Below are 23,944 nucleotides of genomic sequence, written 5' to 3' on the forward strand. Positions count from 1 at the left end.
GACAGCTTCAGCCAACCGCCTCCCCGAAAGCTACCAGAGCACTTTCGCACCAGGAGCGGCCGGGCAGGTACTGCCATAAGCTGACAGGCGGAAATGCGCCCCAATGTCGGCCATTCGTCTGGCCATAAGATGACCTTGAAAGCGGCCGTCCGTTCGAAGGCGTTGATAGATGCGGTCGGTGGAAGGCGGAACAGCTGCTTTCGAGCACTTCTCCTGTGCGACATGTTCTCGACGGGAGCTAGCAGTTGGCCGCGCTGCCTTGGGCGTATTGGGGATGGGAGGATGGGATTATCATCCTGCGCCGCCGGGTTGACGGCGTTTTGGCGGCTATCCAACATGATGTTTCGCAAGCCGATCTCTTGACAGTGACCGCCTTGGCGGTGGCCAAACCGCAGTTCGGACGCGATCCCGTCGAATGGAACCCAAAAAAAGGTCAGAGTTTGCATGATCAAGACCATCGCCGACCTACTGCGCGAGCTCATGGTGAAGGAAGCCGCCGAGCTTGACGAGGAACCTGTCAAGCACGGCCCGACCATCGGCGCGATGTATGAGGGGCTCGCCCGCGACATCCTTGATCGCGCAATCCCGGGTGAACTCGACGTCCGCGTTGTCGACGGATTCATCGAAGGCGTGGACAGTACACTCAGTCCGCAGATCGACGCCATGGTCGTCACCGGCGAAGGGCGACAGATACCCTATACCAGCAACTTCGTCTGGCCGATCGCCGACGTCATTGCCGTGTTCGAGGTAAAGAAGACGCTATACGCCGGTGATCTGGCCGACGCCTTCGAGAAGCTGCGGACCGTCAAGCGCATGTCGGAAGCCCATGTCCAGAACGGGGTGAAGGTCGTCGCCGGCCCGAGCTTTCGCGCCTTCGCCAAGACGACTGGCCACTATCCCCGATCGATCGAGGCCGTCGATGCGCTTCCGGACGAACTGAACTACATCTTTCATACGATGCTGGCGGAGCAGCTCGCCCCCGTACGGGTGATCCTGGGCTATCATGGCTATGTCGACGAGCATGGCCTGCGAAAGGGACTACTGGGGTATCTGCAGGACCAGGGAGGCCTCGCCGCCGGGTTCGGGGCATCATCGATGCCCAATCTGATCGTCGCGGGCTCCAACTCAATCCTCAAGATGGACGGACATCCCTATGTCGCGCCCTTGCACGACGGCTGGTGGCACCTCTTGGTCTCCAATCCAGAAAATCCGCTCCGGCTGTTGATCGAACTGCTCTGGACCAAGCTGGGAGACCGGTTCGGGGACATCTTTCCCGTCGATGATGATCTTGAGCTGGAGCGGCTCGCGCCCTTTCTCGACGCGCGGTTGGACCGCGACGGCGAGACGCTCGGCTGGGCCTATAACTATTATCCGCTCAGCAGGAAGGAGATGGCGGCGGCTGCGGGACCGAGCTGGGATCCCGAAGCCGTCGATACCTGCGAGATGGTCATCCAGCTCCAGCTCGCCCGCCTCGGATCGATCGACGTGCGGGATGCGGAATTCCGCGGCTTTGTTACAAAGGAAGGCATCGATCCGGACGCCCTGATCGCGGACATGGTGGCGCGCCGGATGCTCGCCTGGGTCGACGAGCACACCGTGCGCATGATCGACGGCGGGACTGTGTTCACCGGATTCATGCCCAGCGGTGTGGGCTTTTCGACCACGGATGCCGATCGCCTGTCGCCGTGGCTGACGCGCGAACTCGACAAGCGCAAGCGTTAGGGATCTCAGGCGAGAGCGGGGAGCGATACGAAACGGCCCTCTTCGCCAATGCAGATTAAAGCCGAGCGCTATTCTCGGCGGCTTCCGTCATTACGGAACCGCCCGATTTCGTCGCTGTCATCGCTCTGCAGCAGCGGCAGCAGCAAATCGCGGATTGGCGGCGCTTCGCGGAATTGCAGATTGTCGAGGTCGATCACCTCGCCGAGCGGGCGCTCCTGATCGGTCACCGGAACGATAAGCCGCTCGACCACATCGCCGCGCATATTGCCGGCGGTCACTCGCACCTCGATATGTGCGGCTTCGCCGGTACGCTCGAGCGGCTCGATCACCGCGGTGAGCGTCTGGACGCGGCCATGCCGGAAATCCTGGCAACGATATTCGACCTGAACATCGGGATCCTCAGACTCCTCGATACCGAAACTCGTGCGGTCGGTTCGCGCCAGGTTGTGCGACAGGCGTGGGATATTGGTCAGAAAGTCGCTCTGCGTGGACGGCGGCGGCGGTCCGAAGACGTCGACGACGTACGGCCCGTCATGCAGCACGGCATTCCCCGAGCGCAGCTCGACGGTGACATGCTCGGCAGCCAGGACGCCGACATTCTCGATGGTGACCTCGAAACCATATTGCGAGAACTGACGCGCCACTCCGAGATGGATGTTGGGCACATCGATCGCCTTCAGCGCCGCCGCATAGTCGTCATAGTCCTCGTCATAATGGCTGTTGGTGTGCAGCCCATGCGCCATGAACCCGCCTGTATGTTGGCGCGGGTGCTTGGCGAGGATCATCCGCGTCACGGGGTCGACGGTCTCGGCGGGAAGCGGTGCCAGGCGAAAGCGGACAAGCGGGGGCTCGTGCAGCATGCGGACCCCGATGCGCAACTGGGGCTCGCTCGTCTGTAGCAGCCGTACGCGCTGTTCGAGTTCGGCGACCCGCCGATCGGTCGGTGACGGCTCGGGGGCGAGCAGCCAGCTCTCGTCCGGCTTGATCGCCTTCAAGCCGTGCCGGCGCGCCGCCGCTCTCGGCCGGCTGTCGAAGCTCATCACCTCGACACGGGCCGGATCGTCGACCAGCGCGTGCATCGCCTGTGCCACGATCCGATCGTCGCCATTGTCGCGCTCCAGATCCTCGAGACGCTCCCAGTCGACACGTCCCGCCGGGACATAGGCAATGTCGATCCGGACCGGCTCTTCCGCCAGCATTGCCGCGCCACCGCTTTCGATCGAAGGTTCGAGGAGCCGATTGAGGTCGCGCGCGCGCTGCCCAAGCCGTCCATCGCGTTTGCGCGCATCGACCTCGGCGCTCACCTGAGGAAGCACCAGGAGCAGGATCGGTCCATTCGAGATCGTCGACCAGTCGATCTGGGTCAGCGGACGCGCTTCGAAGATCATCTGCGTGTCGAGCGCGAAGAGACGATCATAGCCGCTTGTATCAAGCCTGGAGTTCATGGGTAGATGTGACACCAATATCGATGTGCCGACAATCAGGAACGGTCCGTGCCTTCATCTTCGGTGCGTTTTTCCGATATGTTAGACGGCAATGCGACGTGTCGATATCGCGCTACTTCACCGGGGAGACGAGGCTGATGAAGTTCGATTTCGACACTATCGGCGAATGGGCGCCGCGGCTGTCCGCCGCGCTCGATACGCTAATGTCCGACCGGTTGCGCAAACGCGTCGCAGCAGGACCGATCGAGTGGCTCGAGGATGCGCTCGACATCATTCTCGAGGAGGTCGAGCGCAACGCCCTTATCGATGCAACGCGCGAATGGCTGCGCGGCCAAATGATCGTCGCTTATCATGGCTCGCGGCTCTCACCGGAGGAGATCGCCTCCGTCCGGACTGCTGGACTGAGGGCACTCGATCCTGGTACACGCAAAGGCCAACTCGCGCAGATACTCTCGCGCCATCCGGGTTGGGCGCAAGCCAGCATCGGACTCGACGCCGCGATTCGCGACTTTGGCGACGGCCAATTCGGGCGGCGGCAAGGACAGGCCCATTTGACGATCTCCCGCGGCGCATTGCTCACCGCCTTCAATCACTATCTCGTGGAGGGATCGGAATTTGATCAGGCCGTCGCGGTCGAACTGCTCGGTAAGGGCGCGAGAGCGCTTTTGCAGGAGGGCCGGTCGCCTGTGCTGTTTACCGTCGAAGTGCCTGGAGACCGCGCGCTCGATCTCGCCGAGCGATGGCTCCGCAATGGCGAAATGCCCGGCCTAATCCGTCACGTCCTGCAGTTCTGGGCCAATTGGCTGCACGATCCCGCTCTCGATCCGGGAACGCAGCATGTGGATTTCGGGCTGATCTTCTATGAGGGAATACCGTCCGACTGGATCACGGACGCAGCGTTGATCGACGAGGCCCGGCTCCTGGAATCTTATCACCGCTGAGGGTTACGGCTGAGTTTATGGATTGGGAGGAACCAGGATGCCCAAACTTAGTGTCGAAGGACCACAGGCGAGCGAAGCCGGCCGCTGGCTGGTGCGCCTTAATATCCGCCATCGCGCCGGGGTCGAACGCTATGGTGTTGCGCGGCTGACCAACAATGCCAATAGCAGGGGACTGGATGTCCTGCTGCTCGGCCATGATCGCGACGACGCGATCTTCATGCCCTACGACATCCGCGAGCGCCTAGGCGTCGCCAAGGGCGGCGAACTCGATTTCTCGCTGCGCAAGGTCGGGCTCTGGGGCTTACTTCGATGGTATGTGCGCTCGCCCGATCCCGCCGTGTCCATCCCCGCTTGGATCGCGGTGATCGGGCTCGCTCTCGCAATCGTGGGAATCGTCCTCGCCGCGTTGCCGCTCATCTGCATCTAGCATCCGGTCCTATGCCTTGCTTCACCATGTCGCGCGGCCGACGCGATAGACGTTGGGCCACGTAGCTACGGTTGCCGACGCTGAGGGGATGCTGGCTAGGACCCAGCTGGATTATGTCAGCTTTTGGCCGACCTGACGCTGCAAGCCGCCAGTCCGCAATCGGCCCAAGAGCCGACTGGCTGCTGCTGGCGAAAGCTGCCGGGCAGAAATGCGCCCCAATATCAGACGTAGCGCATGGGAGTTCATTCTCTCGAAAGCAGCCATTAGCTCGTCATCGTCAGTTGCGCTGATGGTCGTGCTGCGGGGTAGCGGTGAGGCCGCCACCCAAGTAACTGTGACCTACCCCGCGTGATGCTTTGGCCGAGGATGTATTATAACCGGCCCGCTGCCGAACGGAACAAGGTCACCGATCGGGCCCAGGTGGCTTCCGCCGGCGCCCATGAAGCCACCCACCGCCCGACCCGTTTCATCCACTTGAAGAACTGGTTTGAGTTCCACGCCGTGTTTGGTGGTAATCGCGCATTGCACACTGCCACCGACTGAGTGATGGCTGTCGTTGGTGATCACTGCCTGCAAAGCGCTGTAGCCTGTGGCTTTCCGTCCTGCTTTCCATTCACTGTCGATATGCTCTTGCGCGACGCGATGCCCTTGCCCGATTGCGTACAGGCCAAATTTGGCGAAATCCATTAGCTCGGCGTTCGCAACGGCCGTCGGTCCCTCCGCCCAAGTGATCTCGAAAGTATAAGCGAGCGGGCCATCTCCCTCCCAGCCGAAAACGAGGCCCTCAAAGGTTGCGAGGTCAGTCGGATAATGCGCTCGGATTTCCTCTTGGCCGACCGTCGGCGGCGTGGGGGTATCCTTACTCCAGAGCGCTTGTAGACCAGCTGTCGCAAGCGCGTTGGTCATATGACCCGCCGCAGTGTGGCCGGCAAAGGCGAAGCCCATCGCCGGGTCCCGTCGCGGCCCGTCAGCGAAGCTCGGTGAATGCAGCACAACCGGAACCGCGTATATTTTGGGGGCGGCGTCCACGCTAACTCGCTGCCCAGCGCTCAACCGCGTATCTGCGATAACGCATAGATTGTCGCCTGACAGCCACGCGAGGATGAGTGTCATAGTCGACCGTTTCCTTCTTCTCTCAAACGCTTTGAGCCACTTTGACTAGAGTAACAGTGGAAGTCAGAGGCGGGGATGCTCCCTCATGTCGGACGTTCCGCGCGAGCCAAGGCAAACCCAGAAGCTGCCCTTCGTTCAGCCATTCCGATCTAACCGCTCGCGCGCTGGGCCGACGAAAGCTCCAGGCGCGCCGCCCCTTTTGTGTATTCCGTTGCGTTCACTCTAGACTAAATACGGCGAATGGGAACGCCGCGGCGAGAGGACGAGATATTCGAAGACTTGGCCAAAATGGCGGCCGAGCCTGGATACGCTCACGTCATCGCTGGATTTTGCACGCGGGATAATTTCACTTGGTACAGCGACGAGATCCGCGCGGAAGATTTGTCGCATCTTTATTCGCGCTCCCGTCTGATCCGAACGGAGATGTTCACGCTCATCGGTCTCTTGGTCCGATTCGACCCGGACTTCGATGCCCCGCCGCCCGCACACTCAGCAGCGCTGGTGGAGCGGACCGAAGCGCTGCTCTCGGAGTTGCATATGAGCATGAGCCGCCCTTGGTTCGAGGAAATTCGGGCAGCCATGGAAGCCAGCGTTCCGGTGAACCCGTGGCAAGGCGGCGACGCGATGCGCGAACCGATCTTCTATGGCGGCGAGGCTGCCTTTGCGTTTCAGAACTGCGATTTCGCGGCGAGGAAATATGCCGCCGACGACAACTGGCTGATCGCAAACCGGGGCGCCTCGATCAACGACATGATCGTCGTCGCTAAGGTGATCGGCGAATTGCAGAACGAGAGGCTGGGCGCCGCGTTTAAGGCAGGTGCCACGCCGCTCGACGACCCTCGTGTGCTTGGCGCCTTTGTCTTCACCGTAGACGACCTCGCGGCTCGCTCGACGCTGTCCGCTGAGACGATCGCGGCCTGCGTCAATGCCTTCGCCTTCCCGCGCGAGCATGGCAATTCGAGCTTTAAGGCGCTGCACGACTTCAACGCCGTCAACGGTTCGCCCATCCTCACCATCGACAGCGAACGCTTCCTGCTCTTCCATTTCAACGCCCTCGCCGAGGCGCTGTACGAATCGCCTTTCTACTGGCTAGGCGCGGACAAGACCTATGCGGCGACGGCGCTCAAGCATCGAGGCCAGTATACTGAAGCGTTCGCGCTCGATCGCCTCGGCGCGGTATTCGGCGAGGCGCGCGTTTATCAGGGCGTGAACATCGAGCGCGGCAAGGGAGACCGGCTCGGTGAGATCGACGTGCTGATGCTGTTCGGCGATCGGGCAATCGTGCTCCAGGCAAAGTCGAAGCGGCTGACGCTCGAGGCGCGGCGCGGGAACGACCTGCAAATCCGCGGCGACTTCAAGGCGGCGGTACAGGACGCCTATGATCAGGCGATGGATTGCGCGGTCGCGCTGCGCGACCCGACGCTCCGGTTCGTGACGGCCGAGGGGGACGAGCTCTCCATTCCCGCCGTATCCCAGATATTCCCGGTATGCCTTGTCGCTGACCATTATCCCGCACTGGCATTCCAGGCGGACCAGTTTCTCCTTCGGCGCGATGTGGATGGCGTGGTCGCGCCGCTCATCATCGACGTGTTCACGCTCGACGTGATGGCCGAGATGCTGGACCGTCCCCTGCGGTTCTTAAGCTATCTCGAGCTGCGCGCTCGCGCGTCTAGCAAGATCCATATCCACCACGAGATCACGCTGCTCGCCTACCACATCAAATATAACCTGTGGCTCGACGACGAATATGATTTCGTCGCGCTCGAAGACGACTTCGCGGCCGACATCGAGATCGCGATGGGTGCGCGGCGCTTCGGCTTACCCGGCAAGCGGACGCCGAACGGCATCCTTACCGTGACCGAGGGCCGCAGGGTCGATGCTATCATCCGCGCGATCGAGGCCGAACCGATGGGCGCGATGATCGACCTCGTGCTGCTCATTTATCAGCTCAGCGGAAACGCGATGAAGGAGCTGCTCGGCGGAATCGATCGCGTCCTCGCTTCTGCGCTCACCAATGGGAAATCGGACTTCTCGCTGGGCTTCGCCGATACCGGTTTGACGGTGCACGCCAATTTCGCGCCTCGCAGCGAAGCGGAGCCACGGCTCGAAGCCCATATGATGCTCGGCAAATATCGCCAGCGGAAGGGAAGCTGGTACGGGCTCGCGCTTTTGCCCACTGACGGCAGCGTTCGATTCGGCAAAAAGGTCGCTTTTCCCTGGAAGTTCGACAGCAAGCTCGACCGCATGGCGAGAGAAATGCAGCGGGCTCGAGCGCCAGCCCCGATGCCGACGCTGCTGGCTGGCCCAAGGCCGGGTCGCAATGATCCTTGCCATTGCGGAAGCGGCAAGAAGTACAAGAAATGCCACCTGGCCGCGGATCAGGGCAGTTAGCGTTATGCGGTGCCATTGCGCACTTGCGAAGCAGTCGGAGCGCTAGATCGAATGGTCAACAACAATATCGCCGACCGCCTCGCCGATGTTCTGGGAGAGCCGCGCGAGGGCCTCGACGTCGAGGTGAAGAACTGGCTCGACCTCAGAAGCGACGAGGACGCCAAAGCTATTTTCGCGAAAGCAGCCCTCGCGCTCGCCAATCATGGCGGCGGGATCATCATCTTCGGAATGAGTGAGGCCGCCGAGGGCATGATACCGGCGCCCGGCCGACCGGCAACACTGGATGGCTATGGCGTCGACCTGCTCAATGGCATCATCCATAACTACGCCGATCCCGCCTTTCATTGTGCCGTGCATCTGCGCCCCGGTCCGGACGGGCAGGTCTACCCCATGGTCGTGATACCCGGCGGGCACCGCGTGCCTGTCCGATCGAAGCGTGGCGGCCCGAATGGCAAAATCGTCCGGGACAACAGCATATACCTGCGCCGGCCGGGCCCGCGCAGCGAGACCCCCCAAACCTCGCAGGATTGGGACGCGCTCCTCGGTCGTTGCCTTGCCCATCGCCGCGACGAGATGTTCGATCAGATCCGGGCGCTGATCACCGGTGCCGTACCAGCAGCCTCATTGCCGACGCCCCCCGATCAATTGGTCGAATGGATCGAGCGTTCCAAAGCAAGATGGAGGCGACTCCGTGATACGCTGCCCGCGGGCGCCCCCGAGCGCTGCCCGCACGGCTTCATGTGGTACGCGTTCGAGCTCGGTGGAAGCCGTCGTCGCCTGCCGGGTTCGCAATTCAGCGAGACACTGCGTTCGGCGGAAGTAAATCTCAGTGGCTGGCCGCCCTTCTGGTATCCAACACGCAGCGGCATCAAGCCTTACCCGTTTGAGGGGCTCGTCGAGTGCTGGATCGGTGGCGACACGGAGGAAGGCTATTCGAATCACGGCGCCGGGTTCGCCGATTTCTGGCGCGTCTCACCCGAGGGAATGGGATTCTTCCTCCGGGGCTATCGGGAGGACGATCTGGCCGGCGGACGCGGAATTCCGCCGGAGCCCGGCACCTGGACCGAGATCGAATGGCCCGTTGCCACAACCGCGGAAGTGATTTTCTACATCGAAAGTCTGGCCGCGCGGATGGTGGAGGGTCCTGCCAGTGTCCGGCTGTCGTGCGCCTATACCGGCATGGACGGCCGGCATCTGCGCAGCCTCACCGGTCGCTACCTTCATCCACGGGTCGCCCGGCAGGATGTCATCGAACTCGATGCGACGTTCAGTGCCGAGGCGGTCGCACCGAACATCGCCGAGATCGTGCAACCCTTGCTGGCGCCCTTCTATACCGCGTTCGACTTCTTCGACCTGCCGATGTCGCTGGTCACTGAAGTAATCGGCAAGCTGCGCCAGCGCTCATACTGACTCTCGCGGCGGGGCTGCTTACGGTTATGCGGCGCGCGGGAGGATCATCCAGTTTTGGACTTGGCGCTCCGTGAGCCGTTCGCGCATCTGCGCGAGCCCCTTCTGCTCGGGATCGAGATCAAGCCCGAAGCTGACGCCAAATATCGCGATGTCGAGGATCGGCATAGTGCAGCCTTCGGGCATGATCGGCTGACAGAAATAATGGCTTTCGCCCATTTCGCCGCCGCTCATCATCAGCACGTCAAAATCGCCTTGGCCCTTGCGCACGAAGGCACGCACCGGATCATAGGCGTCGCGCAGAGCCTCGGCGGCGCCGAGGTGAAAGGCTAACGTTCCGAACGCCACCTTATAGATCGCCCGCCGTAACTTCGGCTCGCGTCCGAATTCCTGTTTGAAGCTGATCTGGCTTTCCTGTCCGACGATGCGCGAGTCGTCGTTGGTTACGGCATGGATGCCGTTTCGAGACGAAGCAGCATGCAGATTCTTGCCCAGCGCCTCGACCGTCTGGGGTCCGGCATTGATGAAGATTTCCGGCCCTGTCGCGCCATAGTGGCCGCGGATCGCCGCCCAATTGTTGATTACCGGCGGCCGCCCGCCCTTGCGACGAACACCGTGCATGAAGGCAATGATCTCGAACTGGCGAAGCAACGCCTGATCGACATGTCCGAGGCCGTTGTTGCAAGCCATGCAGACGCAACCGCGCAGGACGAAGTCGGGCGGACAGCCGAGCGAATCCGGGAGGATGTGCTCGACGTTCGCCTTCCTCACAGGGCGCTTGCACCAGATGCAGTCCTGGATCGCCGAAGTCATGCTTCCTCCTACCTGCCCGACACAGGATTTGCGGTCGGGAAGAATAGAACGAAGTTGGAACATTGTGAAGGCGAGAGTGACCGCTGCCAGGCTCTCAAAAGCCGAGAAACGCCTTCGCCGCCGACATGTTAGGCGCATATGCCATGTTTGCGCGTCCGAAATCCCTGACGAGGTCGGGCGTCAGTACTTTGGCGTCGGTCAGATATTCCTTGGTGTTGGAGGAAAGAAAGACGGCGGTGGTCGGCATGCCGGCGGCGCGAAGGGCATCTACGGCGGTGAGATAGGTCTCCACAACCACACAATCCTTGACCGAATCCTTTCCCTTGCGTGCCGGCGCGATGTTTCGGTTCACGCGATCCATTGCGTTGGTGAAGATGGCGGTCGAGCTGGGCACGCGATGGGCGGCGTTGGTCCAGCGCGTGATGATCTGGCGGGCCGGGGCCACCACGCCGTCCAGATGCGTCAGGTCTATGTTCACCGCGCTCAGAAAGGCGGCGTGGATCCGATTTGCTTGGTCGACGCGCTCTCTCAGCTTGCGAATCGCATTCGTGGCCTCCAGTTGGATATCAGCATCATGGCTAGCGAATTCAATTTCCACCTGTTCGGCGACTAGGCAGACCAGGTCCAGCTTCTCCAGGCGTTGGACGATATCGATCGCTGCGAGCCGATCACGCGCCTGCGCGCCGTCGCGCGTCGGGTCACGCATGATGTCGAGCAACGAGCAGGTGTCGATGCACAGCACCGGCACGCTGAGCGCGGCGATCGCAGTGGGATCAAACGGCTGCACCTCAGCGGGTCTCGGCTTCCCGCGTCAGGAGCGCGAGGCCGCGTTCGAACTCGCCTGCGAGGTCGTGCGCCGTTTCCTCTCCCCAGCCTTCGACTTCGTGGAGCCAGCGCGCCAGCCGATCGGTCCCGACATCGTCGCCGGCGCGGTGAACGGCGATGATGAAGTCGAACCAGCGGCGTTCATCCATCGGATGACTCGCCCCGGTTGACTTGTTCGCGGCAGCCGAGAAGCGGCGAAGGGCCTTGGCCGCATCCTCGGACATCCAGTCCTCGAGATTCTGTACTGCCGAGGTGATGTTGACGAGATAGCCAAACCGGCGAGCGACGGGCTTGGCGATCGCGTCGGCGAAGTTCGACAGCACCGCGTTGTACTGCGCGATAGTCAGCTGGCCGATCTCGGCGGGCGTGATGTTGGGCACATAATAGCCCTCTCCCTTGGGCCACAGCACGAGCCGTGCGGCGGGGAGGTTTGCGTCCCCATCACGCTGGAAGATCAGGATACCCTTGTCACCGAGCGCATTGCGCTCGGCATCCTCGGATCCTTTTTCGTCGAATGCCCATGGCGCGATAGCGCTTTGTCTGAGCTCGGCCGCAAGTGCTGCGCGTTCGCTTGCTGGCCCCGTCAGCGCCATGTCCTGGAAGACGTCAATTCCGCTCATGTCGCTCCTTGCCGATTCAGCTGCTCGATCACCGCACTTGGCGTTGCGTTGGCTCGCCTATAGGGCGGGCAAGGATGGCTTTGCCAGCCGTTGTAGAGAACGTGACACCAAGCTGCGCGTTGCCTCTTCACCCTGAGCATCCCGACTGTGAGCGAATGGCAGCTTATCTACGTTCCGCCCAGAAACTTGCCTGACCGATTTCGGCCCAAGAGCCGACTAGCTGCTGCTGGCGGAAGCCGCCGGGCAGAAATGCGCCTCATTTGCGGTCATTCAGCACGACGTAGATGAAGCCTGAAGGCAGACCTTCGTTCAGCCGGCGCCGGTCGGCAGTTCCTTGGAGTTCACCCACCATCTTGTAAGATCCCTCACCATAGCGGACGAACGAAGGGCGACTTTGCCAAGTTTACAACTCGCTGCGTCGCAATCCTTCAGCAATTTTAGCGATTTGTTAACGCTTGCGGGCGTTGGTACGATGACGCCCAATCCAGCGGAAAACGCCGCCGACCGCAAGCCACCCGATCAATAGCGCATAGGGGCGCCAGTCCGCTTCGAGGCCGACAAAGATGAGTGCCACCGCGCAGAGCGTACCGGCATAAGAAACCAGCAGCATAGGGCCAGGGGCCAGCTTGAACGCGGCGGCCGCGTACAGCTCGTGATGGCGTTCGGTCACGCGCGCGGCGGACAGGCAGATGCTGGCATATTTGAGCAGGTTCGGGATGTTCACCGCCAGGAACAGGAAGGTCAGCTCCATCGGCAGGAACAGGCCGACACAGCCGATCGCGAAGACGGCGATCAGCGCCACATAGGGCGTCTTCCAGCGGGGATGGACGCGGGCAAAGGCAGCTGGGAGCATGCCGGCGGTGCCCATCGCATAGAGGCTGCGGCTGAACATCGCGAACATCGCGTTGAGCGACTTGCCGATCGAAAGCACCGCGGCGAGTACGATCAGCGGCGTCGCCACCGGGCCCATGAACTGCCTGGCGGCGTCGAGGATCGGCGCCTGGCTCGCGCCCAATGCCGGCGCGCCGAGCACGCCGAGCGCGACGAAGCCGACCGCGAGATAGAGCAGGGTGGCCGAGCCGATCGACAGCGCGATGCCAAGCGGAATGGTCCGCCGGCTGTTGGCGACTTCGGCACCCGCTTCGGTCGCCGCCTCGATCCCGAAGAACAGGCCCATCAGCAGCGGGGTGGCGGCGATCACGCCGTGCCAGCCCTCAGGGAACATCGGCTCGAAATGGTCGAAACTCACCGCCGTCGCGCCGCCCCAGATCACGAAGATCGCGAACAGGATCAGCATGCCGATGAGTAGGATCTTCTGCGCGCGGGTGGCGATATGGACGCCGAACAGGTTGAGCAGCAATGCCAGCAGCAGCGCCAGGAACATGGTCGGCTTTACCGGCAGCGGCACCAGCATCGAAGCGTAGCGGACCAGCACCAGCGACAGCACCACCATCGCCCCCATGTTCGCGATGATCCGCGCCCAGGCGATGTAGAAGCCCCAGCTCGGGCTCAGGAAGCGCGCCGGCCAGGCGAAGGAAGCGCCGGACACCGGCAATGCCGAGCCGAGAAAGGCGTAGCTGACTGCGATCAGGTACATCGGCAGCGCGGCGATCAATGCCGAGAGCAGCATCGCCGGCCCCGCGATCGCGGCGGCCGGGGCGATCGCCGAGAAGATCGAGACGCCCACGGCGGTGCCGAGCCCCATCGCGATCACACCGCCAAGGTCGATGCCCTTGACCAGCTTCTCGTCGCCCGCGCCCTCGCTCACTGCGCGGCGCCTGCGATCAGGAAGGCGCGGATATCGGCGACCAGCTTCTGCCAGCTCGCATCGTCCGAATAGGCGACATGGCCGGCGGGATAGCGCGCGTTCCGGTAGCGCTCGGCGGGAAGCGCGGACTGGGCGAACAGATAATCGGCGGCTCCTACGGTGGTGGTCAGGTCGAACAGCCCGGTGCCGACGAACAGCCGCATTCTGGGGTTGTCGGCCATGTTCTTCTCGAGCTGAGCCATGAACGGCCAGTCGTTGAACGGGGAATCGCCGGCGCCATAGGCCCAGTCGCCGGGGAAGCGGGCGATCACCTTATAGGCGGAAGGGTCGGCCACGCCGATCCGCTTGAGCTCGCCGAGCACTGCCTTGCCGTACAGGTCGGAGACTGCCGAGAAGGCGTCGGGCCCGACGATCTCGCCGGCATTGGCGGGGCGCGGCGCGGTGTAGCGCGCATCGTAGCGGCCGAGCACCTTGCCCTCGGTGCGCAGCAGCTCGGTGCGGAACTGCTCCTTCGAGATGCGCAGGTCGTGCGACAGGTAATAGGCGCGCGGGATGCCGGTCAGGTCTTCCAGCTTCGTCGTGATCTCGGCGCGGGTGGCGGCGTCGAGCGCTGCGCCGCGGAACAGCGCGTTGAGATAGACGGGGCCGAACGCGGTCGCCTCGGCGGCGCTCGCGGCGGGATCGCAGGCGGCGGGGCGCTTGTGGTGGTAGCAGGCGATCGCCGCCAGGGTAGGCAGCGAGATCGGATAGGTGATGACATTGTCCGGCCGCTGCGACGTCTCGATCATGTTGAGCGCCTGGCCGAGCAGCAGCACGCCGCGCACCTGCAGCGCGGGGTCGCGCAGGCGCAGCGCCTCGACCATCGCTGCTGCGCGGATCGTGCCATAGCTCTCGCCCAATATGTAGAGCGGCGCGCCGGTGCGGCCGTGTGCGGCCAGCCAGGCCTGGGCGAGCTGCGCCACGGCGTCGGCATCGCCCTTTACCGACTGGTAGACGCTGCGATCGGCATCCTCGGCGAAGCTCGAGAAGCCGGTGCCCGGCGGATCGAGGAAGACGAGATCGGCAAGGTCGAGCAGGGTCGCAGGATTGGCCGAGACACTGGCTTGGTCAGGCAGCGGCGCGGCGGGGTCCTGCGGCACCTGCGCGCGCATCGGGCCGAGCGCGCCCATGTTGAGATAGGCCGAGGCGGCGCCTGGGCCGCCGTTGAAGATGAAGAGCACCGGCCGATCGGCGCGGGCCGGGCCGGTATAGGAGACGTATCCGGCGGTCGCGTCCTGCTTGCCCGGCTTGCTGGCGACGGGCACCAGCCCGACCTCGGCCTGTACCTTCACGGTCTTGCCGGCGACCTTCACCGCCTGCTCGCTGCGCGCCTGGACCTGTGCCAGCGCCGCGTTGCCGCTCAGCAGGGCGGCGGCAAGCGCGGTTCCGGCCAGCAGCCGCCTGATATTCCCCCGCATGCTCATCCTCCCTGTTGTTCCCGGTAGCGGATCAGGCCTTCGGTCAGGGCCTGCAGGCCGTAATCCACTTCCGCCGGTGCCCCGGCGAAGCCGATCCGGATATGCCCCGGCGCGCCGAAATACTCGCCAGGTGCTACGATCACGCCGCAGCGGTCCGCCAGCCATTCGGAAAAGGCGATGCTGTCCTCGATGCCGACCAGCCGGGGGAAGGCGATGCAGCCGAAATCGGGCAGGGCGCCTTCGAATAGGCCTTCGTCGAGCCAGTGACGGTGATAGGATTCGATGATCGGCCGCGCGCGCGACATGATCCGGCTGCGATAGCCGTCGAACATCTTGGGCTGCTCGAGCACCAAGGCGGCAAAGGCATGGGCGAGGTTGGAGACGCCGAAGTCGATCTCCTCGGCCAGCGCCCGGATCCGCGCCATCCGCCCGGGCTCGCCGACGATCCAGCCGCAGCGCAGCGTGCTGAGCCCGTGCGACTTGGTCAGGCTGCTCACGCTGATCAGCGCGGGCGACAGGCTGGCGGCGGGCAGGGGACGCAGCGCCGCGTCGACATAGTCGCCATAGACCTCGTCGACGATCACGCTGATCCCCCGCGCCTCGGCGATATTGCCGATCGCGATGAGGGGCTCGCGGTCCAGCGCCATGCCGGAGGGGTTGTGCAGGTCGGACAGCACGATCAGCCTGGTCCGCGGGTCGATCCGCGCGGCGAGCTCGTCGGGGTCGATAGTGAACCGGTCCCCGCGCCGCTCGAAGCGGTCGACGCCGAAGCCGTGGGTCTCGGCGATCTTGTGGAACAGGTCGAAGCCGGGATTCTCCACCAGCACCCGGTCGCCCGGCGCCAGCATCGCGCGGTAGATCAGCGACAGCGCGCCGGTCGCGCCGGTCGTGCACAGCACCTGCTCCGCCGGCACCTGGTAGCGGTGGGCGAGCTGCTCCACCACATAGGGATTCCCGCTGGCGAAGGCGCTGGTGTAGCGCGAGGTGATCGGTTCCGAGAATCCTTCGAGGATGATCTGGCGCAGCAGGTCGAAGGGTTCCGGCACGGAACTGTCGAACAGGCTCACCAGCAAATTGCGCTCCGAACGGACGGCGCGGATCACCCGGCGCACCCAATGCGAATAGGATTCCCCAACCGGCGCCCCGGCGCCAGGGATATCCGCTTCGCCCAGGGCCGCGGGGGAAAGGTCGGTAAATTCCGGCCGGTTCATGTTCTGGTTCGTTTTCCGTCCGTGCCTGGGGTCAAGCCATGGGGTGCCGCCCGGCACTGTGCCGGGCGGTCGAGGGATCACTTGAGCTTGATGGTCGCGCCGACGAAGAAGCGCCGCCCGAGAATGTCGCCATAGGCGATCTGCGGGTAGGACGGTGCCTTGTCGGTGAAGTTGTCGATGCCCGCCCGCAGAGCGAAATTGCCGAGGTCGTACTGCGTCGAGATGCTGTGGACCACATTGGCATCCAGCATCGGCGTCGGCGTCGTCTCGATCGTCGCGTTCGCCGCCGAGCGGGTGCGGCCGCGATAGTCGAGCTGATAGGTCAGGCGGAACGGCCCATTCTCATAGACCGCGTTGAACTGCCCCACCCATTTCGGGCTGAGATAGGTGTCGTCGGTCCGCGTGAAGGTGGTGCCGGTCACCGACCGCGTCAGCAGCGCATTGTGCGTCGCCACCGCGCGCAGCCCGAGCTTGCCGATATCGCCGCCGCCGAACACATCGGCCAGCGCGAAGCGATAGTCGATCATGTAGGTCTCGCCGCGATACTTGATCACGCCGGCGTTGAAGGTGGTGGTGGTGCCGGTCAGCACCGAGCCGCCGATCGCCGTCGCGCTCGGATTGGCGATGCGCGAGAAGGCGCTGCACACCGCCGCGTCCGGGCTCGCCTCGTCATAGCAGGCCGCCATGAAATCCTCGGTCGTGAAGGGCGACAGTCCGTCCTTCAGGTCGATCTGGACGCGGTCCGCGCTGATCGTCAGCCCGGGCACGAAGCGCGGCTGGAACACGAAGCCATAGGTCAGCGTGTCCGAGATCTCGTTGCGCAGGCCGGTATTGCCGCCGCTGGTGATCGTCGCGATGCTGAAGTTCTCGGCCGGATCCTGGAAGCGGGCGAGCCGCTGGGCCGCGCTCAGCCCCGCGCCGGTGCCGTCGGGATCGACGCCATAGCCGGGGTTGGCCGCGAACAGCGCAAGGCAGTTGGCCCGGCGGTTCGCGGGATTGGGCCCGCTGTTGATCCGGTCGGCATCGCAGGGATCGAAGCCCACCGAGCCGAGCCCGCTCGAGGTCGGCGCGAGCAGCTGGGTGAGCGTCGGCGCGCGGAAGTTGCGGCTGCGCGAGCCGCGCAGGGTCAGCCCGCCGGTCACTTCCCAGCGCAGCCCGACGTCCCACACATTCTCGCTGCCGGCGAGCGAGTTGTCGACATAGCGGAACGCGCCCTTCAGCTCGAGCGCCTTGACCAGCGGCAGGGTAAAGCCCTTGCCGACCAGCGGGATCGAAAGCTCGGCCGAAAGCTCGTCGGTGTTATAGCCGCCGGACTGGGCGACCTGGGTCGATCCGTCGCCGAAGGTCCCCTGCAGGTTGGCGGCGAGCGGCGAGAAGCGCGCCTTCTCGTCGCGATGCTCATAGGCGGTGCTGAACGCGACATCGCCCATCGGCAGGCTGAACAGCGATCCGCCCAGCGTCGCGAGCAGGTCGACCTGCTCGTTGGTCCAGTCCATGCCCGCGCGGGTGCTCACATAGTCGCGCGCCGCCTGGCTCACATTGCCGCGGCCGAACGGATTGATCGGGGCGCAGCTCGCATCGTCGTTGGTCGTGATGGCATCGGCATTGATCGCGCAGACCACCTTGCCTCCGCTCAGCACCGCGTTGATCGCGTTGTTGTAGCGGCTGTTGATCACTTCCCAGGTGCGCTGCTTGCCCTCGACCCGGCCATAGCTGCCCGAGACCGACCAGTAGAAGTTGCGCGCGCCGATATCGAAGTCGCCGTCGAGCGTGACGAGTGCGCGATAGGTGTCGGTGGTGGTGGTGCGGGTGGCGTCCGGCACCAGGTCGTAGAAATACTTGGACAGGTACAGCGGCGCGCCGGCGGCGAAGGTCGGCGAGATCGCGCTCAGCGCCGCCTTGGCCTGGGCGGTCAGGAAGCCGTTGTTGATCGTGAAGGCGATCGGCCCGGCATAGGTGCCGGCGTTCAGCGTGGTGCGGCTGTTGCCCTGCGGGATCTCGCTGCCGGTGGTGCGTGCGAACAGCAGCTCGGTCGAGATCTTCATGCGATCGGTCAGGTCGTAATGGCCGATCAGGTTGGCGGTGTAGCGCTCCACGCCGGTGCGCAGGCCGGCCAGCTCCTGGTAGGCGAAGCCGTCGCCGCCCGAGGCGAAGGGAATGCCCTGGATCGTGCCGGTGTTGTAGGCGCCGACATTGCCCGCGGAATCGAACTGCAGCGCGCTGCCGCTGGCGTTGCGCGCCAGGAAGTTGGGCGGCGGCGCCGGGCGGGTGAAGATCACGCCATTGCCGTTGAACGGCCAGAAGGCGGCGTTGAAGATCTCCTTCACCGAAGGGATGCCGTCGCTCGGGCCGGTATCGGCCGAGTTGCTCACGGTCAGGCGGCCGAGATTGGACAGCGGGCGATCCGAGAAGCGCAGGATCGGCGACTTGGACCAGCCCACATCGATCGCGACATTGCCGCGGCCGCCGGCGAAGTTGGTGCCCGCGGTGCCGCGCAGGCTGTAGGTGGCGTAATCGCCGCGGCCCGAGATGCCGGTCTGCCCGTCGAGCACCAGCCCGGTGAAGTCGCTCTTGAGGATATAGTTGACCACGCCCGCGATCGCGTCCGAGCCGTATACGGCGGCGCCGCCGCCCTGATAGACTTCGACGCGCTCGAGCAGGCCGAGCGGGATGATGTTGGAATCGACCTGTGCGTCACCCACGCCGCCGGGATCGCCGATGCCCGAGCTGCTGGTGACCATGCGGCGGCCATTGACCAGGGTCAGCGTGCGCCCGGCACCCAGGCCGAACAGGTTCGGCGCCTGGATGCCCGATCCGCTGGCCTCGCCCGATCCGTCCGCCTGGTTGAGCACCGGAACGTTGGAGGGCAGGTCGTTCAGCGCGTCGGCGGCGCTGGTATAGCCGCGATCGATCACTGCCTGCTGGCCGATCACGGAGACCGGCGCGGCATTGTCCGATTCCGGGCGGCGGATGCGCGAACCGGTGACGATGATCGGCTCGCCGGCTTCGCTTGCGCCCGTGTCCTGCGGCGCGGCCTGCTGTGCCAGTGCAGGCATCGCGGCCATGGCGGTGAACAGCGCCGTCGATGCCATCAGCCGGCGCGCGATGCGGGTATGTGTGTTTGTCATGCTACCCCTTGCTCCCTGAAATGCGTTCCGGTGGCCTGTGCGGCTCTTTCCCGGATCGGCATCAGAATAGGCGGGCGGCGCGGAATTTTTTGCCGAAGCCACGCCCGGGAGCGAAAAATATGAAACAAATTCGCAATGTCTGGGCGGGTGAGCGCAAGATTTATGCTCAGGGTCGGAGGAAGGCCGCGAGATCCTTGCCGAAACGCAGCGTCTCGCGCGGATCCTCATACATCATGTGCCCGCCGGCATAGCAGCGCAGGGTGAAGCGGGCGGAGACGGCCCGGGGCAGTCCCGCCGCCACCGCTTCGTTGCCGGCGCAGCTGTTCAGCGAGTCATACAGGCCGGTCGCCACCCAGGCGCGCAGGCGCGGGGCCTTCTCCATCGCGCGCAGCGTCCAGGGCTGGGAAGGACTGGGCGGCCCTTCGCCGGCACGGGCGCGGGCGAGCGAGTCCGGAGTGATCGGCGCCTGGTCATATTGCCACTGGCTGCCGGCATCGCTTTCCGGCGCATCGATTCCGGCATAGCTGCCGGTGCGATAGTTCAGCGCGGTGCGATAATAGTCGAGCACGGTCCGGCCATCGGAGCTGTCGTCCTCGGGCGCTCCGGTCTTGCGCATGTCGAACAGGCCCAGCGTGTCGCCCGCGATCAGCCCGGTGCGGAAGGCGCGCGGCGAGACCCACAGAGTCTTGGCGTCGATCGTCGCGGGATCGAGCCCCTGGAAGCGGGCAAGCGCGGCGATCACTCGGGCGCGGTCCTCGGCGGAGAGTGCATCGGGCGCCACCAGGGCAGGGGCATAGACCTTCTCGGCCCAGCTTCGCGCTTCGGCCAGCGCGCGCGGCTGGTCGGCCTGCAGCTCGGGCGCCAGCTTGCGCAGCGCAAGCGCGGTGGCGGTGCGGTTGACCAGCGACAGCGCGCGCAGTCGGTTGCGGTCGGGCAGGTCGCCCAACGGGATACCGCCCGAGATCAGCGCGATGCCGGCCACCGGCACCTTGGCGTCGATCAGCCGCTCGGCCACGCCGGCGGCGCGCCACGTCCCGAAGCTCTCGCCGGCGAGGTAGAGCGCGGAACCGGTGCGGCGATAGGCGGTACGGAAATCGGTGACGAAGCCGGCGACCGAGGCGATATCGGCATTGGTGCCGTAGAAGTCGGCGGCATGGGCGGGATCGTCGGCCTTGCTGAACCCGGTGCCCACCGGGTCGACGAACACGAGATCGCTCACCCCGAGCGGGCTTGCTTCATTGTCCACCAGCTTGCCCTGCTTGAGGATGCGCGGGCCGACCGCGTGGAACTGGAGCGTGCGCGAATCCGCGCCGGGGCCGCCATTCCACACAAAGGCGAGCGGGCGTGGCTTGCCGCCGGGCACCAGATAGGCGGTGTAGAAGATCCGCCCGCGCACCTCGCCGCGCAGGTTGCGCACCGGCAGCGTGCCGGCACAGGCGATGTAGCGCAGCGTCTTGCCGCCGATCCGGGCGCTGTGCTGCGTCTCCACCGCGTCGCCGGTGCAGGTCTTCGCGCTGGCGGCGATCGGCATCAGCGCTCCGCCGGCCAGCAGCATCGCGCAAGTCAGTGCTCGAACCTTCATCGCTTTGTTCCTTCGAGAAGCCCACCGCTTGGCGGACACGCCTTCCGTCATTCTCACTCCCGTCATCCCCGCGAAGGCGGGGATCCATTCTGGCTGGCCGCAATGTGTCTCACTGCCTTCGGCGACTATGGATCCCCGCCTTCGCGCGGATGACGAAGAGAGGTTCGATCCATCCTATCCGGGCCCGTGGGGAATTTTTATGCGCAACATGGCGAGTTTGCGGGGAAGCACGGGATCGGCTTCGCTGTGATAGCCCGTGAAAATCGGCAAAAACTATTCGCGCGACCGGCGCTAAGCTGATCGGCAATTCTAACAGGGGAAGGCGGGGCATGCGATCGGGCGTCACACGGCGCGAAATCCTGGCAGCGGCGGGCGCCGCGCCGCTGGTCGTGCAGGCTGCCTCCGCTGCAGGGGCCTCCACACCGCTGCCCGACAGGGCGAGCTTCGCGCCGATGCCCGGGCCCTATCTGGATTCGGGCACGATGCATCCGATCCCGCTCGGTGCCCGCGACGCGGTGCGCGCCTATCTCGATCAGCGCGCCACCACCGATGGCCATTATCCCACCGATGCGGTCGAAACCCGGGTCAAGGCGAGCTTCGCCAAACTCATCAATGCCACGCCCGAGGAGATCGCCTTCGTCCAGAGCACCACGGCGGGGGAGCAGCTCGTCATCGACGCGCTCGATTTTCCGCGTGCCGGGGGCCGGATCGTCACCGATACGCTGCACTTCTTCGGCTCCTTCTACCTCTATCAGGAGCTGGCGAAGCAGGGCGTCGATGTCGCCTGGGTGCGTCCCACCGACAATCGCATCTCGGTCGAGGCGATGGAAAAGGCGATCACCCCGGGCACAAGGCTGGTCGCGCTGTCGCTGGTGTCGACGTACAATGGCTTCGAGCATGACCTGAAGCGCGTGTGCGAGATCGCCCATGCCCGCGGCGCGCTCGTCTATGCCGACATCATCCACGCGGCCGGCACGATCCCGATCGACGTGCGCGCCACCAATGTCGATTTCGCCGCGACCGCCAGCTACAAATGGCTGATGGGCGATTTCGGGCTGGGCTTCCTCTATGCCCGCGCCGACCTGCACGACCGGCTTAAGCGCACCCGCTATGGCTATTACCAGCTCGCGAAGTTCGCCCCGCACGTCTATCCCTTCGATCCGCCGGGCGAGACGATCGCCGATGTCGCGCCGCGTCCGGACATGGAGGGGCTGTTCGCCGGCGGCACCCATTCGCACACTGTCGTCGCGCAGCTCGACTGGTCGCTCGACTATATCCTCAAGCTGGGCGTCGATCGCATCGCCGCGCATCGCCAGCCGCTGATGGCGCGGCTGCGCAAGGTGCTGGCCGATCGCGGCTACACGATCGTCACCCCGGCCGGCAGCCGCACGCCGCTGCTCACCTGCGCGCTCGAGGGCGCCTACGCCAAGCTCTCCGATCCGCTGAAGGCGGCGAAGGTGCAGATCACCCTGTCGCGCAACCGTTTCCGCGTCTGCCCGTCCGTCTTCAACGACCTGGACGATATCGAGCGGCTGCTCGCCGCGCTTCCCCGCATTTCCTGAAAGGCTCCCTGATGCGCCGTGCTTTGTCTGTCGCCCTGCTGCTCGCTGCCGTCAGCCCCGTTGCCGTTCATGCGCAGGACGGCAATGCGCCGATGCCGCCGGCCTTCCTGCGCGCGATGGAGCCGATGGTCCCGCGCGATGCCGCCAGCGATCGGGTGGTGACGACGCAGCATGTCGCGATGATCGGCGGCAAGAAGCTCGCCTATCGCGCCGTCGTCACCGAGCTGCCGATGCCGGGGGCGGGCGGCACGCCGGTCGCGGTGGCGGTCAGCTATGGCTATCTCGCAGATGTGAAGGGCGATGCGACGAAGCGGCCGGTGCTGTTCGTGTTCAACGGCGGCCCGGGCGCCTCGTCCTCGCCGCTGCACATGCAGGCGCTCGGCCCGCGCCGGATCGTGGGCAAGGGCGATGCGGCGCATCTCGAGGACAATCGCTTCAGCCTGCTCGACGCCGCCGACCTGGTGTTCATCGATCCGGTGGGGACGGGCGCGAGCATGCCGCTCAAGGACAAGGATGCTTCGGGCTATTGGGGCGTCGGCGGCGATGCGCGCGGGGTGGCGCTGATGATCGAGCGCTGGCTGGCGGCGAACGGGCGCACGGGTTCGCCGGTGGTGCTGGTCGGTGAAAGCTATGGAACCTCGCGGGCGCTTGCGGTGTTGAACGAGACCAGCAAGGCGAAGAAGGCGCTGCCTGATGGTGTCGCGTTGCTCTCGCTGGCGATCGGCGACAGCGACGGGCCGGTGATTTCGGACGTGGTCAAGCTGCCGACCCTGGCTGCGGTGGCCTGGTATCACCAGGCGATCGATCGCGGTGGGCGCAGCGTCGAGCAGTTTTATGCGGAGGCTCTGGCCTTCGCGCAGAAGGACTATGCGCTTGCGCTGCTCAAGGGCTCGACGCTTTCGGCCGCCGAGAAGCGCAAAGTCGCGGAGCGCATGTCAGCGCTGACCGGCCTGCCGGTGTCGCTGCTCGAGGAGAAGAACCTTCGCCTCGACAATTACGACTTCATGCTCAACCTGCTCGCCGCCAAGGGCCTGCGCACCGGCCAGCTCGACGGCCGCGCCACCCGGGCGATCGCGGAGTCCAAGCTCCGCCCCCCCTTCGACGATCCCTCGATGACGCTCGGCGCCAGCTCGGCGCAGCTGATCGAGACCTATCTCAAGACTGAGCTCGCCTATACGCTGCCCAGCCCCTATCGCAGCCTCAATCTGGGCATCAACTTCAAGTGGAACTGGGACAAGGAATATGGCGGCAGCTACCGCTCCATGTCCTTCGCGCAATATCTGAAGGCGGCGATGGACGCAAAGCCGAGCCTGCGCGGTTTCACCGGCGGTGGCTATTACGACATCACCACGCCGGTCTATGCCGGGCAGTTCGCGCTCGAGCAGGCGGGTGTGTCGATGGACCGCGTCGCGGCGCATCACTATGCCGCCGGGCATTCGGTGTTCGAGGACGAGGAAGGGCTGGCGGCGCTCAGCGCGGACCTGCACGCCTTTGTGGCGCAGGTCGTTGCCGCCAAGCCGTAGTTACCGGGC

The 23,944-nt window shown here is 64.7% G+C and carries 17 protein-coding genes; 7 read left to right on the top strand and 10 right to left on the bottom strand.

Annotation, left to right across the window (positions count from 1 at the left end; translation table 11 throughout):
* Positions 1-444 precede the first annotated feature (444 nt).
* Positions 445-1,722: a DUF6602 domain-containing protein gene (locus GGR46_RS14570; protein ID WP_183998646.1), complete on the top strand. Its 1,278-nt coding sequence runs from the start codon at positions 445-447 to the stop codon at positions 1,720-1,722.
* A 68-nt stretch (positions 1,723-1,790) separates the two neighbouring features.
* On the opposite strand, the gene GGR46_RS14575 is transcribed toward GGR46_RS14570, so the two are convergent.
* A complete protein-coding gene (locus GGR46_RS14575) occupies positions 1,791-3,167 on the bottom strand; it encodes a hypothetical protein (RefSeq protein WP_183998647.1) in 1,377 nt (458 codons plus the stop codon).
* Positions 3,168-3,304: 137 nt separating this feature from the next.
* Between GGR46_RS14575 and GGR46_RS14580 the strand changes: the two genes are divergently transcribed.
* Positions 3,305-4,108, top strand: coding sequence for a hypothetical protein (locus tag GGR46_RS14580; protein ID WP_183998648.1), 804 nt, complete (start codon positions 3,305-3,307; stop codon positions 4,106-4,108).
* Between the two features lie 37 nt (positions 4,109-4,145).
* Positions 4,146-4,535 carry a hypothetical protein gene (locus GGR46_RS14585; RefSeq protein ID WP_183998649.1) on the top strand — a complete coding sequence of 130 codons (390 nt, stop codon included), beginning with the start codon at positions 4,146-4,148 and terminating at the stop codon, positions 4,533-4,535.
* 339 nt (positions 4,536-4,874) lie between these two features.
* Here GGR46_RS14585 and GGR46_RS14590 read toward each other — a convergent pair whose 3' ends face one another.
* Positions 4,875-5,648: a hypothetical protein gene (locus GGR46_RS14590; RefSeq protein ID WP_183998650.1), complete on the bottom strand. Its 774-nt coding sequence runs from the start codon at positions 5,646-5,648 to the stop codon at positions 4,875-4,877.
* 240 nt (positions 5,649-5,888) lie between these two features.
* On the opposite strand from GGR46_RS14590, the gene GGR46_RS14595 reads away from it, so the two are divergent.
* Together GGR46_RS14595 and GGR46_RS14600 are read left to right on the top strand one after the other, a co-directional pair.
* On the top strand, positions 5,889-8,039 hold the full coding sequence (locus GGR46_RS14595) for a YecA family protein (protein ID WP_183998651.1): 2,151 nt from the start codon (positions 5,889-5,891) through the stop codon (positions 8,037-8,039).
* Positions 8,040-8,090: 51 nt separating this feature from the next.
* On the top strand, positions 8,091-9,449 hold the full coding sequence (locus GGR46_RS14600; RefSeq protein WP_183998652.1) for an AlbA family DNA-binding domain-containing protein: 1,359 nt from the start codon (positions 8,091-8,093) through the stop codon (positions 9,447-9,449).
* A gap of 24 nt (positions 9,450-9,473) precedes the next feature.
* Here GGR46_RS14600 and GGR46_RS14605 read toward each other — a convergent pair whose 3' ends face one another.
* The 8 genes from GGR46_RS14605 to GGR46_RS14640 all read right to left on the bottom strand — a co-directional run bounded on the left by GGR46_RS14605 (position 9,474) and on the right by GGR46_RS14640 (position 20,850).
* Positions 9,474-10,259: an HNH endonuclease gene (locus tag GGR46_RS14605; protein ID WP_183998653.1), complete on the bottom strand. Its 786-nt coding sequence runs from the start codon at positions 10,257-10,259 to the stop codon at positions 9,474-9,476.
* A gap of 94 nt (positions 10,260-10,353) precedes the next feature.
* Positions 10,354-11,046 carry a PIN domain-containing protein gene (locus GGR46_RS14610; protein WP_183998654.1) on the bottom strand — a complete coding sequence of 231 codons (693 nt, stop codon included), beginning with the start codon at positions 11,044-11,046 and terminating at the stop codon, positions 10,354-10,356.
* Between the two features lies 1 nt (position 11,047).
* Complete coding sequence (locus tag GGR46_RS14615; RefSeq protein ID WP_221262751.1) at positions 11,048-11,677, bottom strand: hypothetical protein; 630 nt, start codon at positions 11,675-11,677, stop codon at positions 11,048-11,050.
* Between the two features lie 475 nt (positions 11,678-12,152).
* Positions 12,153-13,472, bottom strand: a complete 1,320-nt coding sequence (locus GGR46_RS14620; RefSeq protein ID WP_343058175.1) for an APC family permease — start codon at positions 13,470-13,472, stop codon at positions 12,153-12,155.
* A complete protein-coding gene (locus GGR46_RS14625) occupies positions 13,469-14,929 on the bottom strand; it encodes a S10 family serine carboxypeptidase-like protein (RefSeq protein ID WP_183998656.1) in 1,461 nt (486 codons plus the stop codon). The genes GGR46_RS14620 and GGR46_RS14625 overlap by 4 nt, the downstream gene beginning before the upstream one ends.
* 2 nt (positions 14,930-14,931) lie before the next feature.
* Complete coding sequence (locus GGR46_RS14630; protein WP_183998657.1) at positions 14,932-16,140, bottom strand: pyridoxal phosphate-dependent aminotransferase; 1,209 nt, start codon at positions 16,138-16,140, stop codon at positions 14,932-14,934.
* 77 nt (positions 16,141-16,217) lie between these two features.
* Positions 16,218-19,268 (bottom strand): TonB-dependent receptor, encoded by a 3,051-nt coding sequence (locus GGR46_RS14635; RefSeq protein WP_183998658.1) that lies wholly within the window; start codon positions 19,266-19,268, stop codon positions 16,218-16,220.
* 166 nt (positions 19,269-19,434) lie between these two features.
* Positions 19,435-20,850, bottom strand: coding sequence for a S10 family serine carboxypeptidase-like protein (locus tag GGR46_RS14640; RefSeq protein WP_183998659.1), 1,416 nt, complete (start codon positions 20,848-20,850; stop codon positions 19,435-19,437).
* A 329-nt stretch (positions 20,851-21,179) separates the two neighbouring features.
* Between GGR46_RS14640 and GGR46_RS14645 the strand changes: the two genes are divergently transcribed.
* Together GGR46_RS14645 and GGR46_RS14650 are read left to right on the top strand one after the other, a co-directional pair.
* Positions 21,180-22,412, top strand: coding sequence for an aminotransferase class V-fold PLP-dependent enzyme (locus GGR46_RS14645; protein WP_183998660.1), 1,233 nt, complete (start codon positions 21,180-21,182; stop codon positions 22,410-22,412).
* An 11-nt stretch (positions 22,413-22,423) separates the two neighbouring features.
* Positions 22,424-23,935 (top strand): S10 family serine carboxypeptidase-like protein, encoded by a 1,512-nt coding sequence (locus GGR46_RS14650; protein WP_246426092.1) that lies wholly within the window; start codon positions 22,424-22,426, stop codon positions 23,933-23,935.
* Positions 23,936-23,944: the final 9 nt, after the last annotated feature.

It is taken from the genome of Sphingomonas kyeonggiensis (assembly GCF_014196745.1).
Taxonomy (GTDB): domain Bacteria; phylum Pseudomonadota; class Alphaproteobacteria; order Sphingomonadales; family Sphingomonadaceae; genus Sphingomonas; species Sphingomonas kyeonggiensis.